The organism is Gracilibacillus sp. HCP3S3_G5_2, assembly GCF_052063305.1.
Classification (GTDB): domain Bacteria; phylum Bacillota; class Bacilli; order Bacillales; family Amphibacillaceae; genus Gracilibacillus.
Genome location: NZ_JBQHXU010000003.1, coordinates 386,350 through 410,709, shown reverse-complemented (window position 1 = coordinate 410,709; position 24,360 = coordinate 386,350). Strand labels below are relative to the sequence as shown.

At 36.7% G+C, this 24,360-nt stretch carries 21 protein-coding genes and 1 other annotated feature; of the genes, 12 read left to right on the top strand and 9 right to left on the bottom strand.

Annotation, left to right across the window (positions count from 1 at the left end):
• Nucleotides 1–274: 274 nt before the first annotated feature.
• The 4 genes from ACTNEP_RS07000 to ACTNEP_RS06985 all read right to left on the bottom strand — a co-directional run bounded on the left by ACTNEP_RS07000 (nucleotide 275) and on the right by ACTNEP_RS06985 (nucleotide 5,954).
• Nucleotides 275–1,435, bottom strand: coding sequence for an acetoin utilization protein AcuC (locus tag ACTNEP_RS07000; RefSeq protein ID WP_441161066.1), 1,161 nt, complete (start codon nucleotides 1,433–1,435; stop codon nucleotides 275–277).
• Nucleotides 1,425–2,075 carry a CBS and ACT domain-containing protein gene (locus tag ACTNEP_RS06995; RefSeq protein WP_441161064.1) on the bottom strand — a complete coding sequence of 217 codons (651 nt, stop codon included), beginning with the start codon at nucleotides 2,073–2,075 and terminating at the stop codon, nucleotides 1,425–1,427. Before ACTNEP_RS06995 ends, ACTNEP_RS07000 begins: the two co-directional genes overlap by 11 nt.
• A gap of 11 nt (nucleotides 2,076–2,086) precedes the next feature.
• Nucleotides 2,087–2,707, bottom strand: a complete 621-nt coding sequence (locus ACTNEP_RS06990) for a GNAT family N-acetyltransferase (RefSeq protein ID WP_441161062.1) — start codon at nucleotides 2,705–2,707, stop codon at nucleotides 2,087–2,089.
• Nucleotides 2,708–3,011: 304 nt separating this feature from the next.
• Nucleotides 3,012–5,954, bottom strand: coding sequence for a transglycosylase domain-containing protein (locus tag ACTNEP_RS06985; RefSeq protein ID WP_441161061.1), 2,943 nt, complete (start codon nucleotides 5,952–5,954; stop codon nucleotides 3,012–3,014).
• A 128-nt stretch (nucleotides 5,955–6,082) separates the two neighbouring features.
• Nucleotides 6,083–6,291, top strand: a binding site (T-box leader).
• A 70-nt stretch (nucleotides 6,292–6,361) separates the two neighbouring features.
• Between ACTNEP_RS06985 and tyrS the strand changes: the two genes are divergently transcribed.
• On the top strand, nucleotides 6,362–7,633 hold the full coding sequence (tyrS, locus tag ACTNEP_RS06980; protein WP_441161060.1) for a tyrosine--tRNA ligase: 1,272 nt from the start codon (nucleotides 6,362–6,364) through the stop codon (nucleotides 7,631–7,633).
• A gap of 104 nt (nucleotides 7,634–7,737) precedes the next feature.
• On the opposite strand, the gene cydS is transcribed toward tyrS, so the two are convergent.
• The 3 genes from cydS to ACTNEP_RS06965 all read right to left on the bottom strand — a co-directional run bounded on the left by cydS (nucleotide 7,738) and on the right by ACTNEP_RS06965 (nucleotide 10,417).
• Nucleotides 7,738–7,836, bottom strand: a complete 99-nt coding sequence (gene cydS / locus ACTNEP_RS06975) for a cytochrome bd oxidase small subunit CydS (protein WP_441161058.1) — start codon at nucleotides 7,834–7,836, stop codon at nucleotides 7,738–7,740.
• 32 nt (nucleotides 7,837–7,868) lie between these two features.
• Nucleotides 7,869–8,885, bottom strand: a complete 1,017-nt coding sequence (locus ACTNEP_RS06970; protein ID WP_441161056.1) for a cytochrome d ubiquinol oxidase subunit II — start codon at nucleotides 8,883–8,885, stop codon at nucleotides 7,869–7,871.
• Nucleotides 8,886–9,085: 200 nt separating this feature from the next.
• Nucleotides 9,086–10,417, bottom strand: a complete 1,332-nt coding sequence (locus ACTNEP_RS06965) for a cytochrome ubiquinol oxidase subunit I (protein ID WP_441161055.1) — start codon at nucleotides 10,415–10,417, stop codon at nucleotides 9,086–9,088.
• 386 nt (nucleotides 10,418–10,803) lie between these two features.
• Between ACTNEP_RS06965 and ACTNEP_RS06960 the strand changes: the two genes are divergently transcribed.
• From ACTNEP_RS06960 to ACTNEP_RS06935, 6 genes are all read left to right on the top strand, one after another.
• Nucleotides 10,804–11,259: a CoxG family protein gene (locus ACTNEP_RS06960; RefSeq protein ID WP_441161054.1), complete on the top strand. Its 456-nt coding sequence runs from the start codon at nucleotides 10,804–10,806 to the stop codon at nucleotides 11,257–11,259.
• Between the two features lie 111 nt (nucleotides 11,260–11,370).
• The gene (locus ACTNEP_RS06955; protein WP_441161053.1) at nucleotides 11,371–12,795 is read left to right on the top strand and encodes an alanine/glycine:cation symporter family protein; all 1,425 of its coding nucleotides are present in this window, start codon (nucleotides 11,371–11,373) and stop codon (nucleotides 12,793–12,795) included.
• A 361-nt stretch (nucleotides 12,796–13,156) separates the two neighbouring features.
• Nucleotides 13,157–14,269 (top strand): amino acid ABC transporter substrate-binding protein, encoded by a 1,113-nt coding sequence (locus tag ACTNEP_RS06950; protein WP_441161117.1) that lies wholly within the window; start codon nucleotides 13,157–13,159, stop codon nucleotides 14,267–14,269.
• A gap of 98 nt (nucleotides 14,270–14,367) precedes the next feature.
• Entirely contained in the window at nucleotides 14,368–15,546 is a 1,179-nt protein-coding gene (locus ACTNEP_RS06945; protein WP_441161051.1) for an amino acid ABC transporter permease, read from the top strand.
• Nucleotides 15,547–15,552: 6 nt separating this feature from the next.
• Nucleotides 15,553–16,755: an amino acid ABC transporter permease gene (locus tag ACTNEP_RS06940; protein ID WP_441161050.1), complete on the top strand. Its 1,203-nt coding sequence runs from the start codon at nucleotides 15,553–15,555 to the stop codon at nucleotides 16,753–16,755.
• Nucleotides 16,756–16,774: 19 nt separating this feature from the next.
• Nucleotides 16,775–17,545: an amino acid ABC transporter ATP-binding protein gene (locus ACTNEP_RS06935; RefSeq protein WP_441161049.1), complete on the top strand. Its 771-nt coding sequence runs from the start codon at nucleotides 16,775–16,777 to the stop codon at nucleotides 17,543–17,545.
• Between the two features lie 358 nt (nucleotides 17,546–17,903).
• Here ACTNEP_RS06935 and rpsD read toward each other — a convergent pair whose 3' ends face one another.
• Together rpsD and ACTNEP_RS06925 are read right to left on the bottom strand one after the other, a co-directional pair.
• Entirely contained in the window at nucleotides 17,904–18,506 is a 603-nt protein-coding gene (rpsD, locus tag ACTNEP_RS06930) for a 30S ribosomal protein S4 (protein WP_441161048.1), read from the bottom strand.
• A 266-nt stretch (nucleotides 18,507–18,772) separates the two neighbouring features.
• A complete protein-coding gene (locus tag ACTNEP_RS06925; RefSeq protein WP_441161047.1) occupies nucleotides 18,773–19,252 on the bottom strand; it encodes a GAF domain-containing protein in 480 nt (159 codons plus the stop codon).
• A gap of 254 nt (nucleotides 19,253–19,506) precedes the next feature.
• Here ACTNEP_RS06925 and ACTNEP_RS06920 point away from each other — a divergent pair, with 254 nt between their 5' ends.
• The 5 genes from ACTNEP_RS06920 to ACTNEP_RS06900 all read left to right on the top strand — a co-directional run bounded on the left by ACTNEP_RS06920 (nucleotide 19,507) and on the right by ACTNEP_RS06900 (nucleotide 24,359).
• The gene (locus tag ACTNEP_RS06920; protein ID WP_441161046.1) at nucleotides 19,507–21,213 is read left to right on the top strand and encodes a septation ring formation regulator EzrA; all 1,707 of its coding nucleotides are present in this window, start codon (nucleotides 19,507–19,509) and stop codon (nucleotides 21,211–21,213) included.
• A gap of 23 nt (nucleotides 21,214–21,236) precedes the next feature.
• Entirely contained in the window at nucleotides 21,237–21,572 is a 336-nt protein-coding gene (locus ACTNEP_RS06915; RefSeq protein ID WP_441161045.1) for a hypothetical protein, read from the top strand.
• Nucleotides 21,573–21,702: 130 nt separating this feature from the next.
• Entirely contained in the window at nucleotides 21,703–22,845 is a 1,143-nt protein-coding gene (locus ACTNEP_RS06910; protein WP_441161044.1) for a cysteine desulfurase family protein, read from the top strand.
• 6 nt (nucleotides 22,846–22,851) lie between these two features.
• Entirely contained in the window at nucleotides 22,852–24,054 is a 1,203-nt protein-coding gene (gene thiI, locus ACTNEP_RS06905) for a tRNA uracil 4-sulfurtransferase ThiI (RefSeq protein ID WP_441161043.1), read from the top strand.
• Between the two features lie 98 nt (nucleotides 24,055–24,152).
• Nucleotides 24,153–24,359, top strand: coding sequence for a small, acid-soluble spore protein, alpha/beta type (locus ACTNEP_RS06900; protein WP_441161042.1), 207 nt, complete (start codon nucleotides 24,153–24,155; stop codon nucleotides 24,357–24,359).
• The last annotated feature ends 1 nt before the right edge of the window (nucleotide 24,360 follow it).

Genomic DNA, 24,360 nt, shown 5'->3' with positions numbered 1-24,360 from the left:
TGAACTTCTTTTTCGAGGAGGCTGAGGCCAAGCCCACGGAAAACGGAGTATATTTCTGAAGCGGGTATTCGCAACCATTTATGTTCGGAATTCACTAAATAAAAACCACTTTTGTCTCAGCCTCTTTTTTCCATATAATCAATGAATGTTGATTTGCTTCCTATAATAATGGGAAGCATCGATAGAATGCACAGTAACTTTGGCAGGCAGCAAGTTCACTATTCATGATGGCTCCTTTTTATCTAATTGACTCGGTTTATAAGCGCTAATTGCGTTATATCCGGTTTTTATTATCGATAAATTTCATTACTTGTTGATACATTCTTCTATTATTTTCTTCAATTTCTTCACGTCTAGGAATGTTACGAAATTCCTGAAAGCTGTCGTGCCAAGTATTAGGTAAAAGAACAGGAGATTTTGATTGCCATTTATCTAACCAATTTTGCGGAATCATTCCTTGAAATATTTCATTTGTATTCATGACATTCCATAATTGTGACCATGCTCTTGGGACAACCCTCCAAATATCATATCCACCACCACCTAATGCCACCCATTTACCATGGCAATATTGATGAGCAAGTTGATGGATGACTCTAGGTATTTCCTCAAAAATTTGCAGGCTGCAGTGTAAATGAGTAAGAGGATCTAGATAGTGTGCATCCGCTCCATGCTGACTTACAATAATATCTGGTTGAAAATACGCTGTAATGCTGTTTATGGAAGCATGAAATACTTCGAGAAATGAATCATCTTCAGTGAAAGCATCGAGTGGAAAATTAAATGCATAGCCAAATCCTTCTTTTATACCTCGCTCACTAGTTTTCCCTGTTCCCGGATACAAATACCGACCAGTTTCGTGAAAAGAGACGGTGCATACGTTTGGATCATCATAGAAGCAATGTTGTACCCCGTCTCCGTGATGTGCATCCGTATCAATATATAAAACTCTGGCGTCATAATGGGTCCTTATATATTGAATGGCAATAGCTATGTCATTAAAGATACAGAATCCGGCAGCACGACTTGGAAACCCGTGATGCAATCCTCCGCCCAAATTTAGTGCGTGTAAGACGTTACCCGACATTACTTGCTCACATGCTTCTACTGATCCACTTACCGAAATAAGTGACGCAGTAAACATGTCTGGAAAACTAGGGGTGTCGTGTGTTCCTATCCCGTATTTTTCAAAAGAGACAGTGGGAGTGCTACTTGCTGTTTTTACTGTTTGTATATAATCTTTGTTATGAATAGTAAATAAAATATCTTCATCCAACTTTGCCGGTTTAATGATGTCCTTTGCTGATAAGGCATTACTTTTTTCCAATAAATCTTTGGTAAACAATAACCGTCTTTGGTTAAATGGATGTTCTTCATGGAAGGAATAGTTAAGGAATTCATCCGTGTAAATAAACGCAGTTTTATCAGATTTCATCATGGCTCTCCCTGTATGGAAAAAGTACTTGATATTCGGATTGGTGGAAATCTTTCACAACCGGCATCGGATTCATTGTTTGAATACGAAAAACTAGCACTTTATAATCTGGATTATTTGCAGTTGGATAACTGTAAACGGATACAATTTTTATATTTCTTCTGGTGAAATATTGACATACATCTGATAAGATGCCGACTCGATCAGGGACTTTAATTTCTAGCTGTGTACTTGGTGAGTGGGTACCCGTTAATTGGATAAAGGCGTAGAGCATATCTTTTTCTGTAATAATACCTACTAATTGATGATTTTTCACGACGGGTAAACAGGCTATTTCTTTTTGGTAAAAAATGGTAGCAACCTCTTCAAAAAATTCATAAGGATGAGTAGTGATCACTGGTGAAGACATGATGGCTTGAACAGATCTTGATAATATATCCTTCTTTATTTCATCAACTAGGATCGAAGGGCTTGCATCTCGGATATCACGATCCGAAATAATCCCGATAACACGTTTCTCTTCATTGATAACTGGTATATGGCGGATACGGTGTTTTTGCAGGAGTTGTATCGATTCTAATACAGTTGCTTCCGGTGTTAAGGTAATTACCTCTCTTTTCATAATATCTTTTACTAACATTTGCCCACTCCTTAAGTAAGAAATCTTAGTTTCTCAAATAATTCTTGCTCTTCTTTTGAAACATTCTTTCCAATGCGAACCATTAAACAGTTTGCTGGGTGTGCCATGATTTCCGGTTCATTTGTAGGTGCAGGGTATAAACCACCAGCTTTCATCATTTTCTCCATAATTTTCCGATAATCCCAAACACTTAATTTTGAATAATTTAAATCCCAGTGCCAATAGTATTCGGTTGAGATGATAATATAATTTTCCATATTTTCATCATTCATGGAAGCTTCTATAAGGCGTGAACCTAGCTTATTACCTCGATATGGAGGGGCAATTTCAATTGCTCCTAATTCTAATATATTGTCTTTGGGAAATTTTGACCATCTTTCTATTGGATCAGGATACAGGTAAGTGACATACCCAATAATTTCTTCATTAATTGTTGCTATGAAGATTCTCCCTTCAGGTAAATCTGCTATTTCCTTTAATGATTCAAGTTGTTTATCTGCGGGACGAAAAGCTGTTAATGCATTATGCATGTTTAGCTGTGAGAGTTTTTCAGATGAAACTGGACCTTCTATCAGAATTCTCCCGGCATTGCTGTCAATTACTAAAGACTGGTAAATTTTTTCATGCTTCACTAGCCCTATCACCCCTAGTTAATCTATTAATTCCATTATAGCGTAGAATGGTTTTAGTGAACAGCAAAGAAACGAGACTGGGACAAAGAGTAATTAGATAGGAAAAATCCGAACATTAAAGTCTGCGTACACATATCGCTTCGGCAAAAATACTTCGCTTTCCGTGGGCACAGCCTCAGCTAACTGTGTGACACACAGTTAGCTGAGGCTGTGCCCACAGGAGTCTGCGTATTTTGCCTACGCTTAGTGCAGATTGTTCGGATTCTCGTTCTACCTATTTAATTATGTCCCAGCCTCGATAAACTTAGTCATTATTTTGATTTTCTGATTCGGAATCTTCATCGTCTTCAGGCTCTGGTTCGGTATCGTTGTTAGATTTTTTGTTTTCCCTATTTTCGCTTGAGTTGTTATTATTGTTATTTCTGCCCGTATTATTTTGGGAATCTTCTTCTTCAGCGTCTTCTGAAAAATCTCCTTTTTCTACAGTGCTACTTGGTTTCGACTCTTGTCCAAAATAATCCACGGCTCTTACATGGTATACAGCATCGTTACCAGGGATGGTAAACGATGTGTCAGTAGTAGAGCCAATACGTTTAAAATCCTTGTCATCAGGATTCCTTGCTTGATAAATTCGATAACCGATCACATCCGAGCTCTTCGATTTATTCCAATTTAATTTTTGATCATTCAATTTTAATGAAGTAGGTGGACTTGGTGCTTTTCCATCGTCTTTTACTTCTTTTTCATTTGGATATTTAATATCTTGCCATGGATCAGATTTACCGGCTGTTAGTTGTTTAATATCTGGTAACTTGTCATATCCCATATCCTTTAGCCACTCTGGATTAAAGCTTACACCATCGCCATCGATAAACTCATCTGGAGAATCTTTACCTGCAAGTACAACTTCCCCGTCAATTGTTGCATATTTTTCTTGAATTAAACTGTAATCTTTCTTTGTTGGTAAATGATCTGCATGAAAGATATCAGATTGTACTAATCCAAGCTTACTACATTCATCAGAAGGAAGGAGACCTGACACCGCACAATATGATTTAGAAACAATACCACCTGGACGTTCAAATTGATTAGAAGGTGCCATTAATTCCGGATTAATTTCAGTAGCAGCGTTCACTAGTTTAGCCCAGAAGGTGTTATTACGACTACTATATCCATCATCTAGACGTTGATTATAATCATATCCCATCCAAGTTCCAAGGGTAACATTCGGATTAGTTGCTACAAACCATGAATCTCGATAATCATTGGTAGTACCTGTTTTTCCTGCCCAATCAACATTTTTATTGGCTAAATTGGCTCTTGCAGCAGTACCGGTACCACGAGTGAGTACATCGCGCATCATGTCGATCATTAAGTAGCTCGTTTGTGGGCTTAATACTTCCACTGGTTCGGATTCATGTTGATAAATAACTTCTCCATCTTTGTTTTCGATTTTTTCAATCATATATCCTTCGACAAACTCACCTAAGTTTCCATAAGTTGCATAAGCATTCGTATTGTCTTCTACAGTTAATTCTATCGTCCCTAATACCGTTGCAGTATAACTGCTTTGTTCTTCGGTTATATCTGTTAAGCCCATTTTCCATAAGAAGTTTTTCGCGATATCAGGACCTTTGATTTCGTTATAAACGGCAACTGCCGTAGCGTTATGTGATCGATATAATGCTTCTCTCACCGGCGTTAAACCGTAATATCGTTGAGAAAAGTTTTTTGGAGTATAGGGATCTTGACTACTACCATAGTTTTTGGCAACATCCGCAATGACTGAACCAGGCTGAACAACACCTAATTCCATTGCTGGCCCATAGCCCGCAATAGGTTTCATAGTACTACCAGTTTGTCGTTTTAAACTTGTTGCATGATTTTTTTCAGATATTTCAAAATCACGTCCGCCAACAAAACTCACTATTTTCCCTGTACTATTTTCAATTAACACACTTCCAACTTGAACAGGTTGTTCACCTAACTGGCGCTTTTCGCCGGTATCAGGATCCTCGATCATAATAGGTTCGTTATTTTTTTCATTTCTTGCTAGCTTATCTCTTCCATAGTTATCGTATTCACGAGCAATCTTCTGAAACGCATCATAAATATCCTTATCGATAGTAGAATGAATTTTATAACCATTTCGTCCTATTTCCCTAGCTGCTCTAATTTCATATTCCTCTTGTAAAACTGGACTGGCTTCCAGTTCTTCTTTCGAATAACCATCGTTCTCAGCAAGAACGTCCACTAAAATATCAACAGCTCTGTCCTGTAATTCACGTACTAAATATGGATACTTTTCATAAACAGATTCCTCAGGATCTTTAAAATCTGCGACAATATCGTATTCTAATGCCTCTTGATATTCATCTTCACTGATATAATTTGCTTCCAACATTCTGCTTAACACCGATCTCATACGGTTTAATCCAGGCTGAAGTCCTTCCTCATCTTTTAATCCACCACCATTTAAAAATGGGGTATAATAGGATGGACTCTGTGGAAGTCCAGCAATAAAAGCAGCTTGTGGAAGGTTTAAGTCTTCTGCATCGACATCGAATATCCCTTTGGCTGCTGTTTGAATACCAGCAATATTTTGACCAGAAGAATTTCGACCGAAGGGTACAATGTTTAAATAGGCTTCTAATATCTCATCTTTTTCAAAAAAGCGTTCTAATCTCATAGCTAAAAGGATTTCCTTCGCTTTCCGCTCAAACGATACTTCGTTAGTTAAAATTTGGTTTTTGATGATTTGTTGCGTTAATGTACTTCCACCGGTCTTAGTAGAGGAGTTAGTCACTTCTTGAAAAACCGCACGAAAAATTGCTTTTGGTACAATCCCATTATGCGTTTTAAAATACTCATCTTCGGTAGCGATGACCGCATTACGTACATATTCACTTACATTTTTCAGAGACGTTTCATCTCGTAATAAATCGGAACTTACGTCTGAAAGAAATACATTATTGGCGAAATATAATTCGGATGTTTCCTCGTAATTATAAACGGCACTTGCCATTTGTTCTTCTGTATGTATTTCTTCATCATCAACAAGTGATGCAAAGTATCCCGCGCCAAGTCCAGCAACGAAAAAAACACCAACGATACCAATCGTAATAAAGAATAAAACAATATTCCAAATAATATGGTAGCTAATTCTTGTATATCGTTGAATGATTTGCTTATCCCAAATTTCTTTCATAGACCGCCACGTTTTATGAAAAAAATCTTTAAAATCCATTAAAAAAACCTCCTAAATATTCCACTACATATTATAGCATAGCCGTCAAACAGATTAGCTATATAATAAGCAAAAAATATTGCATTTTCATTACAAATATGTTAATAATGATATAACAATTATACATCCATAAAGCAATGATGGATTGAAGTAATGGAGGATTCCCTTTTTAGAGAGCTAGCGGTTGGTGAGAGCTAGTAAATAATCTTTCCATGAATTACGTTCCGGAGCATCTTCATGTTGAATGAAGACGGTGTGGCCTACATCGTTAATTCCTTAAGTGGCAGTTTGTCTAAACTGCAACAAGGGTGGTACCGCGAAGCTTCTCGTCCCTTTATTTAGGGAGGAGTTTTTTTATGGATTTTTATAATTTTATTACGTAAAAGTAAAAAAAGGAGTGTCGTAATGTGCATATTTTAGACGAACTTGCAAAACGAGATCTAATTCAGCAGACAACAGATGAGGATGGATTAAGAAAGCATTTAGATAATAATCTAGTCACTTTATATTGTGGTTTTGATCCAACTGCAGATAGCTTGCATATTGGACATCTACTGCCGATTTTAATGTTAAAAAGATTTCAAAAAGCTGGCCACCGCCCGATTGCTTTAATTGGTGGGGGAACTGGATTAATTGGTGATCCCAGTGGACGTTCTACGGAAAGATCTTTAAATAGTCCCGAAGTAGTAAAAGGGTACAGCGAAAAAATCAAAGAACAGTTGGCCAGCATCTTAAATTTTGAGCAAGGAGAAAACAGTGCAGTAGCTCGGAATAATCATGAATGGCTAGTGGATATGACCTTCATTGAATTTTTGCGTGACATAGGTAAACACTTTAGTATTAACTATATGTTGGCTAAAGACTCTGTAGAATCTAGGTTGGAAAGTGGTCTTTCTTTTACAGAGTTCAGTTACATGATGCTGCAATCGTTCGACTTTCTGAAACTGTATGAAAAAGAAAATTGTACATTGCAAATTGGTGGAAGTGATCAATGGGGAAATATTACAGCAGGGATGGAATTAATCCGTCGTAAACGATTTGAAAATGATGAAGCAGAAGCAGAAGTATACGGTTTAACCGTACCTTTGATTACCAAGAGCGATGGAACCAAATTCGGTAAAACTGCTGGTGGTGCAGTATGGCTTGATCCGGAGAAAACAACTCCATATGAATTTTACCAATTCTGGATTAATACCGATGACCGTGATGTCATTCGTTTTATTAAATACTTTACGTTTATTGATTTTGATGAAATAGAAGCGTTAGAGAAAGAATTAGAAGAAGCACCCGAAAAACGTATTCCACATAAACGTTTAGCAGAAGAAATGACTAAACTTGTTCATGGAGAAGAAGCATTACTACAAGCACAGAAAATTACAGATGCTTTATTCAGTGGTGATTTAACAAGCTTGAATGCTGCTGAAATTGAACAAGGATTTAAAGATGTACCTTCTGTGACTATTGAGAATAAAGAAATTGGCTTAATTGATTTATTAGTGGAAGCTAATATTTCTTCTTCCAAGCGTCAAGCACGTGAAGATATCAAGAATGGTGCCATCTACATTAATGGTATTCGAAATCAAGAGTTAACCCATCAATTAACAGAGGCAGATCGTATCGAAGACCAATTTACGATCATTAGAAGAGGAAAGAAAAAATACTTTTTAATTCGATTTTAATAACAATACGAGAAAAACCAGGCAGGCTTGAGTTAAAGCCTGCCTGGTTTTCTAGTATTTTTTAGCTCATGTATGTCATCTTTTTCAAACAATGGCATAGATGATTAGTTGATTTTATTATCTTTTGTAACAAACCAGAACGTAAAGATAATACTGATAATAAGGATAATAAATGGTGCATAAAAAATGATGAATTCGCTCATCTTTTGATCCCTCCCAATCAAGTGTTTGCACACTACTTCATTTTTCCTTCCACATAATCTTTATTAAATAGGAAAAGTCGTAATAATAACCATAGCGAAGGAAGTAATAAACAAAGACCTGCAATAAAGGCAATAATTAAAGCGATAGCCATCCCTTCGCTTGTAAAGCCTTCATCTATTGTCAAATAAGGATAAAGCAAATATGGATAATGAGAAATTCCGTAGGCATAGAAAGCAATAAAAAATTGTCCGGTAAGTAAGGAAAAAGCAAGTCCATATGATTTTTTTCGCCAAATCAAATAGATTGTTGCGATAAATAATATTCCTGATAGAACAAACATCCACCATAAATCAACCATTCTTTCAAAATGAATGGGATTATGAGTTCTCATTTCCACAATAATACCTGTAGCTGTAATGATAGCGGGACCTGCCCATATTAAGGCGTATTTGCGTAGCAGAGCGGTTGCAGCTTTATCTTTCGCTTTATTAGCATACCAAGTTAGAAAAACAGCAGAAATATAGAGAACGGAGGTTAAACTTAAGATTACAATGCTCCATGTTAACGAACTTGTAAACAATGCTTGATATTGCAAGGAGAGCTCATTATTCTCTATTTCAATAAATCCACCTTCCGAAATGGTCAATACAATGGAAAGCGAGGCAGGAATTAATAATCCGGAAAATCCATATAGGTAAGTCCAGAAATTACTTTTTAATTTGCCGTAGGTAGTAAACGCATAATATGCACCACGTACTGCTAATAAGATGAGGGAGAGGCTTGCGGGGACTAATAATACTGTTCCGTAATAAAAGGCAGTACTAGGAAAGAACCCTACAATCCCGACAAAGAAAAAAACAAGAAATACATTGGTAACTTCCCATACAGGAGAAAGATACCGTTGGACAATTTTGCTGATGATATGCTGTTTATTGGTTAACACACTGTAGGCATGAAAAAATCCTGCTCCAAAATCAATAGAAGCAACGATGATATATCCAAATAAAAATAGCCAGAGCACTACTATCCCAATAATTTCATAGGTCACTTAGCTCACCTTCCATTTCTATGCTGATAAAGTAAGGATAAAACAGAGATGTATAGCCTTAAAAACCCTAAATAAAGAAAGCTTGTTGATTGACAAGATGGTAAGCGGGTCAAAGTTGGTAGATACACTTATCCACTCGGCGAAACGTAGTCATCAATTCGTCCATTTTTATTGGTGCCCGCTTGCTCCAATTGTTGTTCTTAACGTTTGCCACGATCCAATAGTTCTTGTTCAACTGGATTATTCTTAAACATGCGAGTTAACACGATAACACTTGCTATTCCGAGTACTGTATATAATCCGATAAAGAGCATGAGCATCAAATCAACATGATTACTTGTCGTGGCAGCATCTTCTGTACGTAAAATTCCTCGTAAGACCCATGGCTGTCTGCCTACTTCAGCTAACCACCATCCAGCTTCTATGGCAATAATCGTTAATGGCCCTGTGCTTATGATCAGCCACAGGAAGGTTTTACTCCAAATAAAACTTTTCCTCAATGCATGTCCCACGATATAGAATAATGCGATGATTGTGGCAAAAAGACCGATAATCACCATAATGTTAAACAGATAATGAATATAGAGTGGAGGAATTTCATCTTCTGCAAATTGGTCTAGTCCTATTACTTCTGCATTTGGATCTCCGTGGGCGAGTATACTTAATGCATAAGGGACTTCTATAGAAAATTTAATTTCATCTTCATCGGTAAGAAAACCGAGTAAGGTTAATGATGCTTGTTCCTCTGTTTCAAAATGCCATTCCATTGCCGCAAGCTTTTCTGGTTGATATTCTGCCAAGTATTTCCCTGCAAAATCTCCGATGACAGCAGAAGCAATGGAGAATACTAGTCCAACTTTTATGGTAAGTAACAGAGCTTTTTTATGATAAATATGATTAGAGCCTTTTAGCATGCGAACTGCGCCAATCGATGCTAATACAAATGCGGAGGTCATATAGGCTGTTGCTACGACGTGAGCAACCTTTGTCGGCATGGCTGGATTAAACATGGCAACAATCGGCTCCACATTAATAAATTCACCATTCATTAACTCAAACCCCTGTGGTGCATTCATAAAAGCATTAACCATTGTTATAAAAATTGCAGAAAATGAAGCTCCAATCGCAACAGGGAGTAGCAATAACATATGTTTGCGCTGGTCACGAAATCTGTCCCATGTATATAAGTAGATCCCAAGAAAAATTGCTTCAAAAAAGAAAGCAAAGGTTTCCATGAACAATGGCAAGGCGATTACATTTCCTGCTAACTCCATAAAAGTTGGCCATAACAAATTCAGTTGTAAGCCAATAGCTGTCCCGGTTACGACTCCTACCGCAACTGTAATGATGAAGCCCCTTGTCCATCTTCTTGCTAATAAAATGTAATGTTCATCTTGTTTTTTTATTCCAAGCCACTGTGCAAGGAAAATAAGAAATGGAACCCCCACACCAATCGTCGCATAAATGATATGGAATGAAAGTGTTATTTCGGTCAAGAGTCTGCTATAAAATACTGCTTGTTCACTTTCCATCTATATACTACCTCTCATCCTGAAAAAATACGTCCTAATAAAGATAAGCCGATCACAAAGGCAACAAAAAAGGCTAAAATAACTAACCAACGTTCATGTTTTTTATACATGGTGGTATCCTCCGATTACCAATAAGCTATTGGTAGTGTATAACTTAATAGGTAAGAATATACCTTATTCGTTAGCATAAGAAGAAAATTTTTGCGAAAATTGTTTAAGCTTAAATAAAGCAAAGTAATTTTTAAACCAAAAAATTACAAGAACCGAATGAAATGATCCTCAACGTACGGTGTCGAAGTAAATTACATTTTCTTTACAATAATAAAAGATAAAAATATGAATGATTGTTCAACGTTCAACATATGAAATGATAAGGAGGGATTTACATGCCAAATGGAACACATTTTGTCCGCATCGATTTGCCGATTGAAAAGGTTTGGGAGTTTGTCAGTGATATAAACAGATGGGCACCGCTTGTCCCAGGTTATATTGAGCATCAGATTATTAATGAGCGTCAATCGACATGGTTTTTCAAAGGTGACGTTGGCAGAATTCAAAAAAAGATAGGATTAACAGTCCATATAAATAAATGGGTGGAGCCTACAAGTGTTACGTTCGACTTAAAAGGAATTACCGAAAATGTTGGAGGTAGTGGATATTTTCATGCTGAAAAAATCAATGCGGAAATGACCAATGTTACAGGGTGTCTTAACATATCCGCCGGTGGTATGATGGGACCTATGATTAATAGTGTACTAAAATCGGTAGTCCCCAAAACAACCATTGAGTTTACAGAAGCTGTGGCAAGCAGGTTGATGGAGGAAGCAGCAGTTTCAAAATAAGTACATATCCCTCGTCCATATATTGGATGAGGGATTTGCTTGTTTTTTGATATGAATTGTATTATATTATTGTTTTTGGGGTATAGGTTTTTAGATGAAAGGAGTGACATCATGGATAATATAGAATTTATAGCTTCCAAAATCGTGGAATGGGGTAATTTAATTCTATGGGATTATGTATTAATTTATTTATTAATAGGTGCAGGCCTATTCTTTACTCTTCGCTCTAAATTTGTTCAGTTTCGATTATTTGGCGATATGTTTAAAGTTATTTCTGAAGAAGCTGTCGAGCAAAGTGGTAAAAAAGGAACAAATGCTTTCCAAGCTTTTAGTATTACGATAGCGTCTAGAGTCGGAACAGGAAACTTAGCAGGAGTAGCATTAGCGGTTGCCATTGGTGGACCTGGTGCTGTGTTCTGGATGTGGATAATTGCTTTCATTGGGATGGCAACTGCATTTATTGAAAGTACACTTGCCCAAGTATATAAAATTCCAGATAAAGATGGTTTCAGGGGTGGACCGGCCTATTATATGGAAAAAGCTTTAGGACAAAAATGGCTTGGTGTTGTGTTCTCGATCTTGATCACCATTACTTTCGGTTTTATTTTTAATGCTGTTCAAGCAAATACAATCTCAGCAGCAGTTGAACAAGCGTTTAATATTGACAAAGTATGGACAGGAATTCTTCTTGTTGTGTTAGCAGGCTTAATTATTTTTGGAGGTATAAAACGTATTGCATCTGTTGCAGGAGTCATCGTTCCAATCATGGCGTTTATTTATATGGTTGTAGCACTCTACGTGGTATTTACTAATATTACAGCTATCCCGGATGTATTTATGCTTATCATCAGAAATGCATTTGGATTAGAAGAAGTCTTTGGTGGAGGTGCTGGTGCAGCAATGATGTACGGTATACGCCGCGGTCTTTTCTCTAATGAAGGTGGGATGGGTAGTGCTCCGAATGCTGCTGCAACAGCTGGTGTTAATCACCCGGCAAAACAAGGACTTGTTCAATCACTAGCAGTGTTTTTTGATACTATAGTCATTTGCAGTTTAACAGCCTTTATTATCATTCTATATGATAATTTCTATCAAGCATCAGAAGATGGTATTCAGCTGACACAGGTCGCACTCAGTGCACATGTTGGTGAATGGGCATCTATTTTCTTAGCGATAACGATCTTCTTCTTTGCTTTCAGTTCTGTCATCGGTAACTATTATTATGGTGAGACGAATGTCAGCTTTTTAAATCCAAAAGGAGTATGGGTTAATGTCTATCGTATATTTGTTTTAGCAATGGTAATGTTTGGTTCCCTCGCATCCATACAGATTGTCTGGGATATGGCAGATCTGTTTATGGCAATGATGGCTGTAGTCAATTTAATTGCCATCTTGCTGTTAAGTAAAATTGCGATGGATGTACTCCAAGATTATGTGAAACAGAGAAAACAAGGAACAGATCCTGAATTTCATTATAAGAATGTGAAAGGGTTAAAAAATGTTTCCTGGTGGGGTGCACAGGACGAAAAGAAATAAGTACCACATTAATTATGAATGGAAGAACTCTGGTTTGTAGAAAAACCGGAGTTTTTTTATTTGTACGAGGTTTTAATTTATTTGCCTACATATCTATGCTACTACAAAATAATCCGTTAGAAAATATAACATAAAAATGCTTTGGTAACTTAATTATGTAAAAATATCGTTACATTATCTGACAATAATATAGGGGGAATTAGTGGATATAGGTAAAATGGAATAAAGTTACTGGAGTTTAGCGTGTAACTTGTCATCGTAATTAGCACTTTACATCAGGGGAATTAATTTAGGGTTCTATTTTTACATAGAACTAAATTAAAATAAGGGGGATTTTATCTTGTTAAGATGGAGAAAGTCAATGACGAGGGCACTTGCAATTCTTATGCTTTTTTTAGCGCTATTTTTAGTAGGGTGTACATCAGATGATGCTAGTTCAGAAGAGGGAACAGATGCAACAGACGATTCCAATACAGAAGAAACAGATAGTAATGCAGATGATAATGAGGCAGCCAATTCAGCTCAGTCAACACTAGCTGTAGTAGAAGATCGAGGGCATTTAGTCTTAGGTGGAAATAATCAACTTCCCGGGTTTGGTTATCTCGATGGAGATGGAGAAATTGAAGGGTTTGACGTTGATTTTGGAAAAGCTGTAGCAGCAGCAATTTTTGATGATCCGGAAGCTATCGAAGTAAGGCCTCTGTCAGCTGATGAACGTTTTACAGCATTACAAACTGGAGAGGTAGATGTATTAATTCGAAATACAACATGGACAACGACAAGGGATGCTGATTTAGGTGCCAATTTTGGCCCTACGACTTTCTACGATGGTCAAGGAATGATGGTCCGTGCAGATAGTGGAATTAGTAGCTTAGAAGATTTATCAGGTGCACGTATTGGAGTAGAAACAGGTACGACTACAGAATTAAATCTTGCTGACCAATTTCGGAAATTGGGTATTGACTATGAGCAAGTAACCTTTGATGATAGTGATGCATTAGTCGCTGCTTATGAAGAAGGCAGTGTGGATGCTTGGACAACAGATAAATCAGGTCTAGTGTCAAGGTTGGCGACTTTATCTGAGCCAGAAGGACACATTATTCTAGATGAAGCACTTTCTAAGGAACCACTTGGACCAGCGGTAAGACAGGGTGATGATCAATGGTTCAATATTGTCAAGTGGGTTACATTCGCAACTATCGAAGCAGAAGAATTAGGTATCACCTCTGAAAATGTGGATGAATTTCTAGACAGTGATGACCCTGTTATTCGAAGACTATTAGGACTTGAAGGTGACTTAGGTCCAATGATGGGGTTATCTGAAGATTTTGCATATCGAGTTATTAAACATGTTGGTAACTATGGGGAAATTTATGACCGACATTTAGGTCCTGATACCATCTTTAATTTAGAAAGAGGCTTAAATGAGAACTGGACAAATGGTGGTCTCTTGTATTCACCTCCTTTCCGTTAATTTTACGGAAATTATGAAGAGAGATCTGCTCTTCCTTTTGCGACGAGCAGATCTTTCAATAAGATTCAAAGCTTACATATACTTGGAGGTGAACCAAATTGAAGAAAAACGCAGAGATGAATATGTCGACTCTGTTTTGGCGAGATAATCGAATAATACCTGTTATTCTTCAATTATTATTCATTGTAGTAATTATTGGAGTTGCGTATTATCTCTTTCAGAATGCCTTTAATAGATTACAAGCATTAGGAATTAATCTAGGTTTCGGATTCTTACAAAATATGGCTTCCTTTAACATTGGGGAATCGATGATACAGTATCAATCAACCGATACTTATATGAAAGCTGTTATGGTTGGTATTTTAAATACATTAAAAGTATCGGCTATTGGCATTGTTTTTGCAACGATCATTGGAGTGATTGTCGGGATTAGTCGCTTATCCAGTAATTGGATTGTTCAAAAATTGGCAACCGTTTATATTGAAATTTTCAGGAATACGCCATTGCTCGTTCAAATTTTAATCTGGTATTTTGCGGTATTTTTAGCCTTACCCGATGTAAAAGAAAGTGTAAAATTAGGACCGATTTTTTTGAGTAATCGTGGTGCAGCTATCCCCTGGTTTGATACCACTACAAGTACAATAGCTTGGATAATTACCATTTTACTTGGCGTTTTGTTAGCAATTATTATTTGGAAAAACAGACTTAATATGCAAGTAAGGACAGGAAAGAAAAAATACCCGTTGTTGTGGGCAATCATTGGATTTATTCTTTCACTTGTGATTGCGTTCATTGCTACAGATAAAGCGCCAATTACAGTCGATTATCCGGTATTAGGGAATTTTAACTTTGAGGGAGGTTATATTGTTTCAGAAAATTTCTTAGCGATCTTTTTGGCGTTAACCATCTATACTGCAACATATATAGCAGAAATTGTACGTGGAGGTATTCAATCCGTTTCAAAAGGTCAAATTGAGGCTTCTAAAGCGCTGGGGCTTAAAAGTTCTACTTCTATGAGATTTGTCGTATTTCCTCAAGCAATCCGTATTATGATCCCTCCTGTGACAAGTCAATATTTAAATCTTACGAAAAACTCCAGTCTTGCAATAGCGGCTGGTTACCCTGATTTGGTTTATGTTGCCACAACTATTAACAATCAAACGGGTAGAGCAATTCAATCAATCCTTATTATGATTGTGGTGTACTTAATTTTAAGTATTATAACCTCTATTTTTATGAATGTCTTTAATAAGAAAATGCAAATTGTTGAGAGGTGATGGTTAGTGGATATAAATACAGATGTAAAAACAGATCTTGCTCCCAACTCACCTCCTAACGTAAAAATTGGATTGGGAGCTTGGATAAGGAAAAATCTATTTAATAATTGGTATAACAGTATTTTAACATTGATTTCATTGGTAGTTATTTACTATATTGCCACAGGTGTTGTAACATGGCTTCTTACTGATGCGAGATGGGATGTAGTAACCGATAATTTCAAATTATTCATGGTTGGTCAGTACCCGTTAGAACAACTCTGGCGAATTTGGCTATGTTTAATATTTGTATCGCTACTATTTGGCTTATCTGCAGGAATTTGGAAGGGAACTATCTTTCATTTAGCTAGTGTATTAGCGATTGTTATGCTTGTTCATGCTTTACTACCATTCACCGCGACTACTTCTAAACTTTGGTTGGCTGGTTGTGTTTTGTGTGTTATCGGTGGATATTTTATCGGTCCGAAACTCCCTAAACAAAGAATGTTCGTTTTAACAGGCTGGTTGATTTCCTTCCCGGTCATTCTATTTTTTGTAAATGGTTATGGATTATTACCCCAAGTGGCTACGAATGTATGGGGCGGTCTTTTGTTAACTGTTATTTTGTCTATTGTCGCTATTCTTTTATCGATACCGATTGGCATTTTGCTTGCATTAGGTAGGGCTAGTAAACTGCCTGTTATCAAATACTTCTGTATAGTTTACATTGAAACAATTAGAGGGGTACCGTTGATTACGATATTTTTTATGTCGATTTTTATGATTCCACTATTCTTACCGCAAGGATTTTCCATTAACAATGTAGTTAGTGCGATGATAGGTGCCACGTTATTTACCGCAGCATACATGGCTGAAAATGTTCGTGGTGGTTTGCAATCGATATCGAGTGGTCAAGGAGAAGCTGCGAAAGCATTAGGGCTGAATCCGGTTCAGTCGATGTTTTTCATTATTATGCCACAAGCATTACGAGCAGTCATACCTGCAATTGTTGGTCAAAGCATTTCCATGTTTAAAGATACATCGTTAGTGACCATTGTCGGCTTAATGGATCTGTTAGGTATAGCGCAATCGGTAAAATCAAATCCAGATTATTTAGGAAGTATTATGGAGGTTTATTTGTTTGTAGCCGTTATTTATTGGATGATTGCCTATTCGATGTCTTATGCAAGTCGAAGACTTGAAAAATCCCTTGGAGTAGGGGAACGTTAAAGGAAAGGGGAATGGTTTAATGGAACAACAATCCGTTCAAGAACCATCAGTGATGGAAGATCCATATTTTATTTCATGTAAGAATGTCAATAAGTGGTTTGGCGAGCTTCATGTATTAAAGGATGTTAACCTGGATGTCAGAAAAGGAGAGGTTTTAGTCATATTAGGTCCTTCAGGTTCAGGTAAATCTACGTTTATTAGAACCATTAATGGTTTAGAAGAAATTCAACAAGGTGAAATAACGATCGACGGGATTAACTTATCTCATGACGTTAAAAGTATCGAACAAATTAGAAGAGAAACAGGTATGGTATTTCAGCAATTTAATTTGTTTCCCCATATGACCATTTTGAAAAATATCACACTTGCACCAATTTGGGTTCGAAAAAAGCCGAAGGCCGAAGCGGAAAAACATGCTTTAGAGCTTTTAGAACGAGTGGGAATTCCGGAACAAGCCCATAAATATCCAGGGCAATTATCAGGTGGTCAGCAGCAGCGGGTAGCAATAGCAAGGGCGCTTGCCATGCAGCCGGAAATTATGTTGTTTGATGAGCCTACCTCGGCACTTGACCCTGAAATGATTAAAGAAGTACTCGATGTAATGAAAGAGTTAGCACAATCAGGAATGACCATGCTCTGTGTCACGCATGAAATGGGATTTGCCCGTGAGGTTGCTGATCGAATCGTATTATTTGATCAAGGAGAGATTGTTGAGACAGGTACACCAGAAGAATTGTTTGATCATCCTAAAAATGAACGGACCAAGTTATTCCTCTCTCAAATATTGTAATTAAAATCTAACTATTGTTTAAACGTATTATCTCCCATAGAGTGGTGGAGTCTATGGGAGATTTTCTATTGTTTTATAGATCCATATTTTCCCCACCCCATGAGAATAAAAGACTTCAATTTTTATATACGACTTTGGAGCTGCTTTTTCCTCTGCCTCATTTAATTAGGTCTCTTCACACCTACCGAATAAGTAGATGCTTTGTTTATATACCCATGTACCGTCTACTCGCTTGATATTTACTAGCACCACTTTTATGCATTAATTTGCAAAACAACATAAAATAAAAAAGCCTTGAAACATTGATAAAATCAACATTTCTAAGGCTTTTAAAAATATTATCTGCGTTGTATAGAAATTAACGAGAGTAGAACTCAACAATAAGCGCTTCGTTAATCTCAGCTGGTAATTCTGAACGCTCTGGTAAGCGAGTGAATGTACCTTCTAATTTATCTGCGTCAAATGTTACGTATTCAGGTGTGAAAGTGTTAGCCTCAACAGCGTCAGCAATGATATCTAGCTTTTGAGATTTTTCACGAACACCGATAACTTGACCAGGTTTTACTTGGTAAGATGGAATATCTACACGGCTTCCATCAACAGTAATATGACCGTGGTTTACCAATTGACGTGCTTGACGACGAGTTCTAGCAAGTCCTAGGCGGTAAACAAGATTATCAAGACGAGATTCAAGAAGAATCATGAAGTTCTCACCATGGATACCTTTCATTTTACCAGCACGATCAAAAAGGTTACGGAATTGACGTTCGTTTACTCCGTACATGAAACGTAGCTTTTGTTTTTCTTGTAATTGTAAACCATACTCAGATAGTTTACGACGTTGATTCGGTCCATGCTGACCTGGTGCGTAAGGGCGTTTGTCTAACTCCTTACCAGTACCTGTTAATGAGATACCAAGACGACGAGACTTTTTCCATACAGAACCTGTATATCGAGCCATTGTGCATCTTCTCCTTTATATATGAATTTTGCATAAAATAAGACAGTGTGTCCCTCTCTCGACAGCCATTTTGTTTTCATGCATCCTCGCCCTAGTAGCAGAGGGTTACTCGATACACCTTACTTTCACCACAGGACGTGGTGGTATCAGTTGTAGAACCAATGTAAGGAACAAAATGGTCAGCCAGCGGTTCACATAGGCTACCTTTTTTACACAAAGTCCATTATATGATGCGAGGGAAGGAATGTCAACATCTAGTGATCATTCTAGATATATTTTTCTAAAGTTTGCACGAATTCCTCTAAATACTTTTGATCTGTTTCATCGAAACGGTTTTTGATAGGACTATCGATGTCTAGTACGCCAAAAATTTCCCCATTTTTCTTAATGGGTACAACAATTTCTGATTGACTAGCAGCATCGCAAGCAATATGGCCAGGGAATTGGTGGACATCTGCTACCAATTGGGTTTTCATTTCCGCAACAGCTGTTCCACATACTCCTTTACCACTTTTTATACGCACACATGCTGGTAGTCCTTGAAATGGTCCCAACACTAATTCATTATCCTTCCAAATATAGAAACCAACCCAGTTTACTTCATGAAGGAATTGGTTTAATAGTGCAGCTGCATTTGATAAATTTGCAATCACATCTGGCTCATCATATAAAAGTGCATCTAATTGTTTAATAACAATCGGATAATCTTTTTCTTTTCTACCATTATATGCTTGTGTTTCGAACATTTATCGCCACTCCTCATTATCTGACTTTTATGAATTTCACTTATCATACAATAGATTTTCTAAAGTGACAAATCAGGAAACTTCAAATTGGAAAATACAGAATTCGATAAAAATATTCAAAAATAGTAAAAATTTTAGCAAAAAGGTGTAGAAACATGGTATCATAACAAGTAACAATAAAGTCGTCTCAAAAAAAATAAGAAAATGTAACTATACATATACAAGTTATCGGTTGTTTTAAAGGAGGATTACTTATGTTGGAATTCGTGATCGGTGGAATTCTTATTATTATCGCATTACTTATTACTGGGCTAATCTTTAGGAAAAAGGTCTATGATAATGTCGATCAACTTGAAGCTTGGAAGATGGATATTATGAATCGAAATGTTACAGCTGAATTAGCTAAGGTAAAAAAGCTGAATTTATCAGGGGAAACACAAGTAAAATTTGAAAGCTGGAAAGAAAACTGGGATTACATACTGACAAGAGAACTTCCTGACATGGAAGAATACTTGTTAGATGCAGAAGAAGCTGCAGATAGATTTCGAATTAATGCATCAAGGAAAAATTTACAACATGTAGAAAAATCCTTACAAAAAATTGAAGATAACATTGAAACAATGTATAAAGAGCTGGATCATTTACTGAACTCTGAAAAATATGTACGACATGAAATCAGTGAATTAGAACCAAGAATTAAAGATTTGAAGAAATATTTACTACATAACCGAACACAATTTGGACGAGCGGAAATTATATTTGAATCCGAATTAACGAAGCTGGAGAAAAGATTATCAGATTACTCTACCTTAACAGATGAAGGGAATTATATAGAAGCACAAGAACTAATTGAGTCATTAAAAGAAGAAGTCGAAACAATCGATCTGCGAATAAGTGCATTTCCAGGCATTTATCGCCAATGTAAACAGGTTATTCCTGAACAGATGAAAGAATTGCTTAGAGGCATGGTCGAAATGGAGGAAGAAGGCTATCGTGTTAAACAGTTCGGTTTTGAAAAGGAATTAAAACAATACGAAAATCTGTTAAAAAATGCGATAAAAGAATTAGATAACGGGGAAACAAACACCATTGAAGAATCATTGGAACAAATCGAAGAGCGGCTGAACGAGATGTTTCAGTTATTGGAAAAAGAAGCAAAATCCAAATCGATTGTCGAAAGTCAGTTTCCAAATGAAAGACAACAATTATTGGATGTTCAAAAACAAATTGGTGATACTTCTAAGCAGATTAAAGAATTGCAGCAAACATACTACTTAGAAGAAGCAGACCTGGAGCTATTTTTAAGTTTAGAAAAATGGCTTGATAAATTGAAAAATCAATTTGAACATATTGAAGAGGACTATGAAGCCCGAAAAGCTAATCATTTGGAAATTAAGGAAAAACTCGACATATTCTCAGAAGATCTTAACAAGTTAGATAAAGCACAAGAAGATTTCCAACTACAAATTAAAGATTTAAGAAAAGATGAGACAGAAGCAAAGGAAAAGATCACAGCACTAAAGAAACAATTAATCCAGACAGAAAAGAAGTTGCAAAAAAGTAATATACCAGGCATTCCTTCTTTTATTATCAATGCTTTAGAAGAATCAACGGAAAAATGTGAAGTTGTATTAAAAAATTTGCAAAAACCTCCATTAGATATGGGAAAGGTGCAACATAGTATATCCGAAGCAACAAAATCAGTCGATAATTTTGTAGAACAAACGAATTTATTATTAGATCAAGCGCGATTAGTAGAACTAGCGATACAATATGGAAACAGATACCGAAGTTCTCACCCACTTTTAGCAGCTCATTTATCTGAGGCAGAGAAATTGTTTAGAGATCATAAATACGAAAATGCATTAGAAACAGCGGTAAAGGCATTAGAAGAAGTAGATCCAAATGCCATGGCTAAAATTGAGGAAATGGACAAAGCATTACAACAAATGGCTAATTAGGAATATAAAGGATGATAAGCATCATGAAATGGTTAGTAATTGCATTATCTGTTGTGACAGTCACTATCTGGGGAATTGTTCTGTTTTTTTATATGGATCTGGAACAAACAAATTATGTCAATGCTGAGCAACATAAGGTTGTTAAGTACAAACAAGATTACAAACAAACCAATTTTACTTTTAGAACAAACCTAGATACAAAGGTATCGACACAAGAGAACTCTAACAAAGGTAATTCTAAGAGTGAACAATCTCAAGGAAATAAATTGTCTTTAGCAAATATCATACCGGCAACGGGTGAAGACAATATTGTTTCCATTGATGAAGTAATGTCGGTATTAGATATTGAGTTTGAATAGTAAAGTAGAAAAGATATTCCTATGTGACAAAGGAATATCTTTTCTATTGTTTGTTTAAGCATAACTTATATGCACGATCGGCAAAATATGATAAGATATGCCAATGTGAATGGAAAAAGAGGGGTAATGGATGATTTATTTAGATAACAGTGCTACAACAAAACCGAATCCACAAGTGTTAGACAGCTTTACAAAAGTGTCTACTCAATACTTTGGCAATGCATCCTCTATCCATGGGATAGGGATGGATGCTGAGCGCTTATTACGTAAATCGAGAGAGCAAGCTGCTTCTTTGTTGGAAGTAAATCCTAATGAAATTATTTTTACTTCTGGAGGAACGGAAGGAAATAACCTAGCAATTAAAGGTATTGCTCTTGAACACCAAAATAGAGGAAAGCATATTATTACCTCTGCTATTGAACATCCATCCGTTATGGAAACTTGTCAAGGATTAGAAAAGTTAGGTTTTGAAGTGACATATTTAGATGTCGATGAATCAGGTTTCGTTGATATAGATAGTTTAAAGAAAGAAATAAGAGAAGATACGATATTGGTTTCTATCATGCATGTTAATAATGAAATAGGCTCGGTTCAACCGATCAGAGAGATCGGAGAGGTAGTGCAAAACTATCCAAAGGCATTTTTTCATGTTGATCATGTCCAAGGATATGGAAAAGTACCTCTGAATATGCTGGAGTGTTCTATTGATCTATGTACGATCTCTGGTCATAAAATCCATGGTTTGAAAGGCACTGGATTGTTATATGTGAAACATAATGTTAGACTATTTTCTTTGGCTCATGGTGGTGGTCAGGAAAGAAAGATCCGATCTGGTACAGAAAATATTGCCGGAATTGTGTCACTGGTGAAGGCAATGCGTCTTGCAAAGGAAAATCAAACGAAGCTACATCATCATTTATCTAATTTAAAGGATAGATTAATGAAACAACTACACACGATAGACAGAGTTGTAATCAATACACCCGAAGCAAACAGTGCACCACATATCGTAAATTTCTCGGCAAGAGGCTTAAAACCAGAAGTGGTAATACACGCTTTAGAAGATTTTGATATCTTTATTTCAACAAAGTCTGCATGTTCTTCGAAAAGTGCAGATGAAAGTGCTGTACTTATTGCTTGTGGTAAAGAACGAGAAGTTGCAATTTCGGGACTGCGTGTTAGTATGTCATATGAAACAACGCCAGAGGAAATCGATTATTTCAGTCAAAAATTAAAAGAAGTGATAAAAAATTTAAGTGAAGTAATGGGGTAGATATTCATGCAATATGATCATATAGTAATTAGATATGGAGAACTAACCTTAAAGGGGCGGAATAGAAAGCTGTTTACTACACAATTAGCTAAAAATGTGCGGCAAGCATTACGGAATTTTCCTGCAATTAAAGTAGACAAAAAGCGTGATCGTATGTATATCGTGTTAAACGGTGAGGACCCTGAGCCGATTATGGAAAGATGCCGCAAGATATTCGGTATTCAAAACATGAGTGTGGCGCTCAAAGTTGAAAATGAAGAAACTGCCATTAAAGAAGGGGCACTAAAACTTTTAACGGAAACGGAGAATGTAACGACTTTTAAAGTTTCCACTAAGCGCTCTAATAAAGAGTTTCCGATTGGTTCCCAAGAGTTTAACCATGTTTTGGGTGGATATTTATTGTCAAATACGGACAATATCACAGTAGATGTCCACCAACCAGATTTGGAAATTCATGTGGATATACGTCCTGATGGAACATACTTAACATCTAAAAAAGTTGCAGGTGCTGCAGGGCTTCCAGTTGGGTCATCCGGGAAATCACTGCTTCTGTTATCTGGTGGGATTGATAGCCCTGTAGCTGGCTATTTAACGATGAAACGGGGTGTTGAATTGGAAGCAATCCACTTTCACTCACCACCATATACTAGCGAAAGAGCTAAGGAGAAAGTATTAGATTTAGCTGAAAAATTATCATTCTACGGACATTCAATCAAAGTGCATATAGTTCCTTTTACGGCTTTGCAACAAAAAATACATCGTGAAATCCCGCATGGCTACTCGATGACGGTGATGAGAAGGATGATGATGCGCATAAGTGAAGCTGTCGCAAAACAGGAAGGTATTTTATCACTTGTTACAGGTGAGAGCTTGGGACAAGTAGCCAGTCAGACAATGGAAAGTATGCATGCTATCAATGCAGTAACGAATTATCCAGTTATCAGACCATTAGTGGCAATGGATAAAGATGAGATCATCAGAATATCAGAAGAGATTGATATGTATGAGATTTCTATTCGTCCTTTTGAAGATTGCTGTACGGTCTTTGTACCGAAACAACCAAAGACAAAACCGAAATTGGATAAAGTGGAGCAATTTGAGGCTAATATAGAGTTTGAGCAGGATATTCAAGATATTCTCTCTTCTATTGAAACAGTTGAAATAGCAGCAAAAGATAGTCAAGAAGCAGATATCGAAGATTTACTCTAACAGTTGGGTTAATTAACAACAACTTCCAATAAAAAAATTGCATGATTTCACCTCCAAAAGTTCATGATAGTAATGTAGACAAGAGGAGGTGAAAGCAGATGGCGAACAACAATAGCTCAAACAATCTAGTAGTACCTGGAGTAAGCCAGGCTCTAGATCAAATGAAATATGAAATTGCACAAGAATTCGGTGTTAGCTTAGGTGCTGATACTACTTCACGTGCTAATGGTTCAGTTGGTGGTGAAATCACAAAACGTCTTGTACAAATGGCTGAACAACAATTAGGTGGACAAGCAAACCAATAAT

Bases quoted from the DNA above. Each gene is read 5' to 3' on its own strand.
- ACTNEP_RS07000 (WP_441161066.1), bottom strand. From the start codon at position 1,435: ATGAAATCTGATAAAACTGCGTTTATTTACACGGATGAATTCCTTAAC.
- ACTNEP_RS06995 (WP_441161064.1), bottom strand. From the start codon at position 2,075: ATGTTAGTAAAAGATATTATGAAAAGAGAGGTAATTACCTTAACACCG.
- ACTNEP_RS06985 (WP_441161061.1), bottom strand. From the start codon at position 5,954: ATGGATTTTAAAGATTTTTTTCATAAAACGTGGCGGTCTATGAAAGAA.
- cydS (WP_441161058.1), bottom strand. From the start codon at position 7,836: ATGAGCGAATTCATCATTTTTTATGCACCATTTATTATCCTTATTATC.
- ACTNEP_RS06965 (WP_441161055.1), bottom strand. From the start codon at position 10,417: ATGGAAAGTGAACAAGCAGTATTTTATAGCAGACTCTTGACCGAAATA.
- ACTNEP_RS06960 (WP_441161054.1), top strand. From the start codon at position 10,804: ATGCCAAATGGAACACATTTTGTCCGCATCGATTTGCCGATTGAAAAG.
- ACTNEP_RS06955 (WP_441161053.1), top strand. From the start codon at position 11,371: ATGGATAATATAGAATTTATAGCTTCCAAAATCGTGGAATGGGGTAAT.
- ACTNEP_RS06950 (WP_441161117.1), top strand. From the start codon at position 13,157: ATGACGAGGGCACTTGCAATTCTTATGCTTTTTTTAGCGCTATTTTTA.
- ACTNEP_RS06935 (WP_441161049.1), top strand. From the start codon at position 16,775: ATGGAACAACAATCCGTTCAAGAACCATCAGTGATGGAAGATCCATAT.
- rpsD (WP_441161048.1), bottom strand. From the start codon at position 18,506: ATGGCTCGATATACAGGTTCTGTATGGAAAAAGTCTCGTCGTCTTGGT.
- ACTNEP_RS06925 (WP_441161047.1), bottom strand. From the start codon at position 19,252: ATGTTCGAAACACAAGCATATAATGGTAGAAAAGAAAAAGATTATCCG.
- ACTNEP_RS06920 (WP_441161046.1), top strand. From the start codon at position 19,507: ATGTTGGAATTCGTGATCGGTGGAATTCTTATTATTATCGCATTACTT.
- ACTNEP_RS06915 (WP_441161045.1), top strand. From the start codon at position 21,237: ATGAAATGGTTAGTAATTGCATTATCTGTTGTGACAGTCACTATCTGG.
- ACTNEP_RS06910 (WP_441161044.1), top strand. From the start codon at position 21,703: ATGATTTATTTAGATAACAGTGCTACAACAAAACCGAATCCACAAGTG.
- thiI (WP_441161043.1), top strand. From the start codon at position 22,852: ATGCAATATGATCATATAGTAATTAGATATGGAGAACTAACCTTAAAG.
- ACTNEP_RS06900 (WP_441161042.1), top strand. From the start codon at position 24,153: ATGGCGAACAACAATAGCTCAAACAATCTAGTAGTACCTGGAGTAAGC.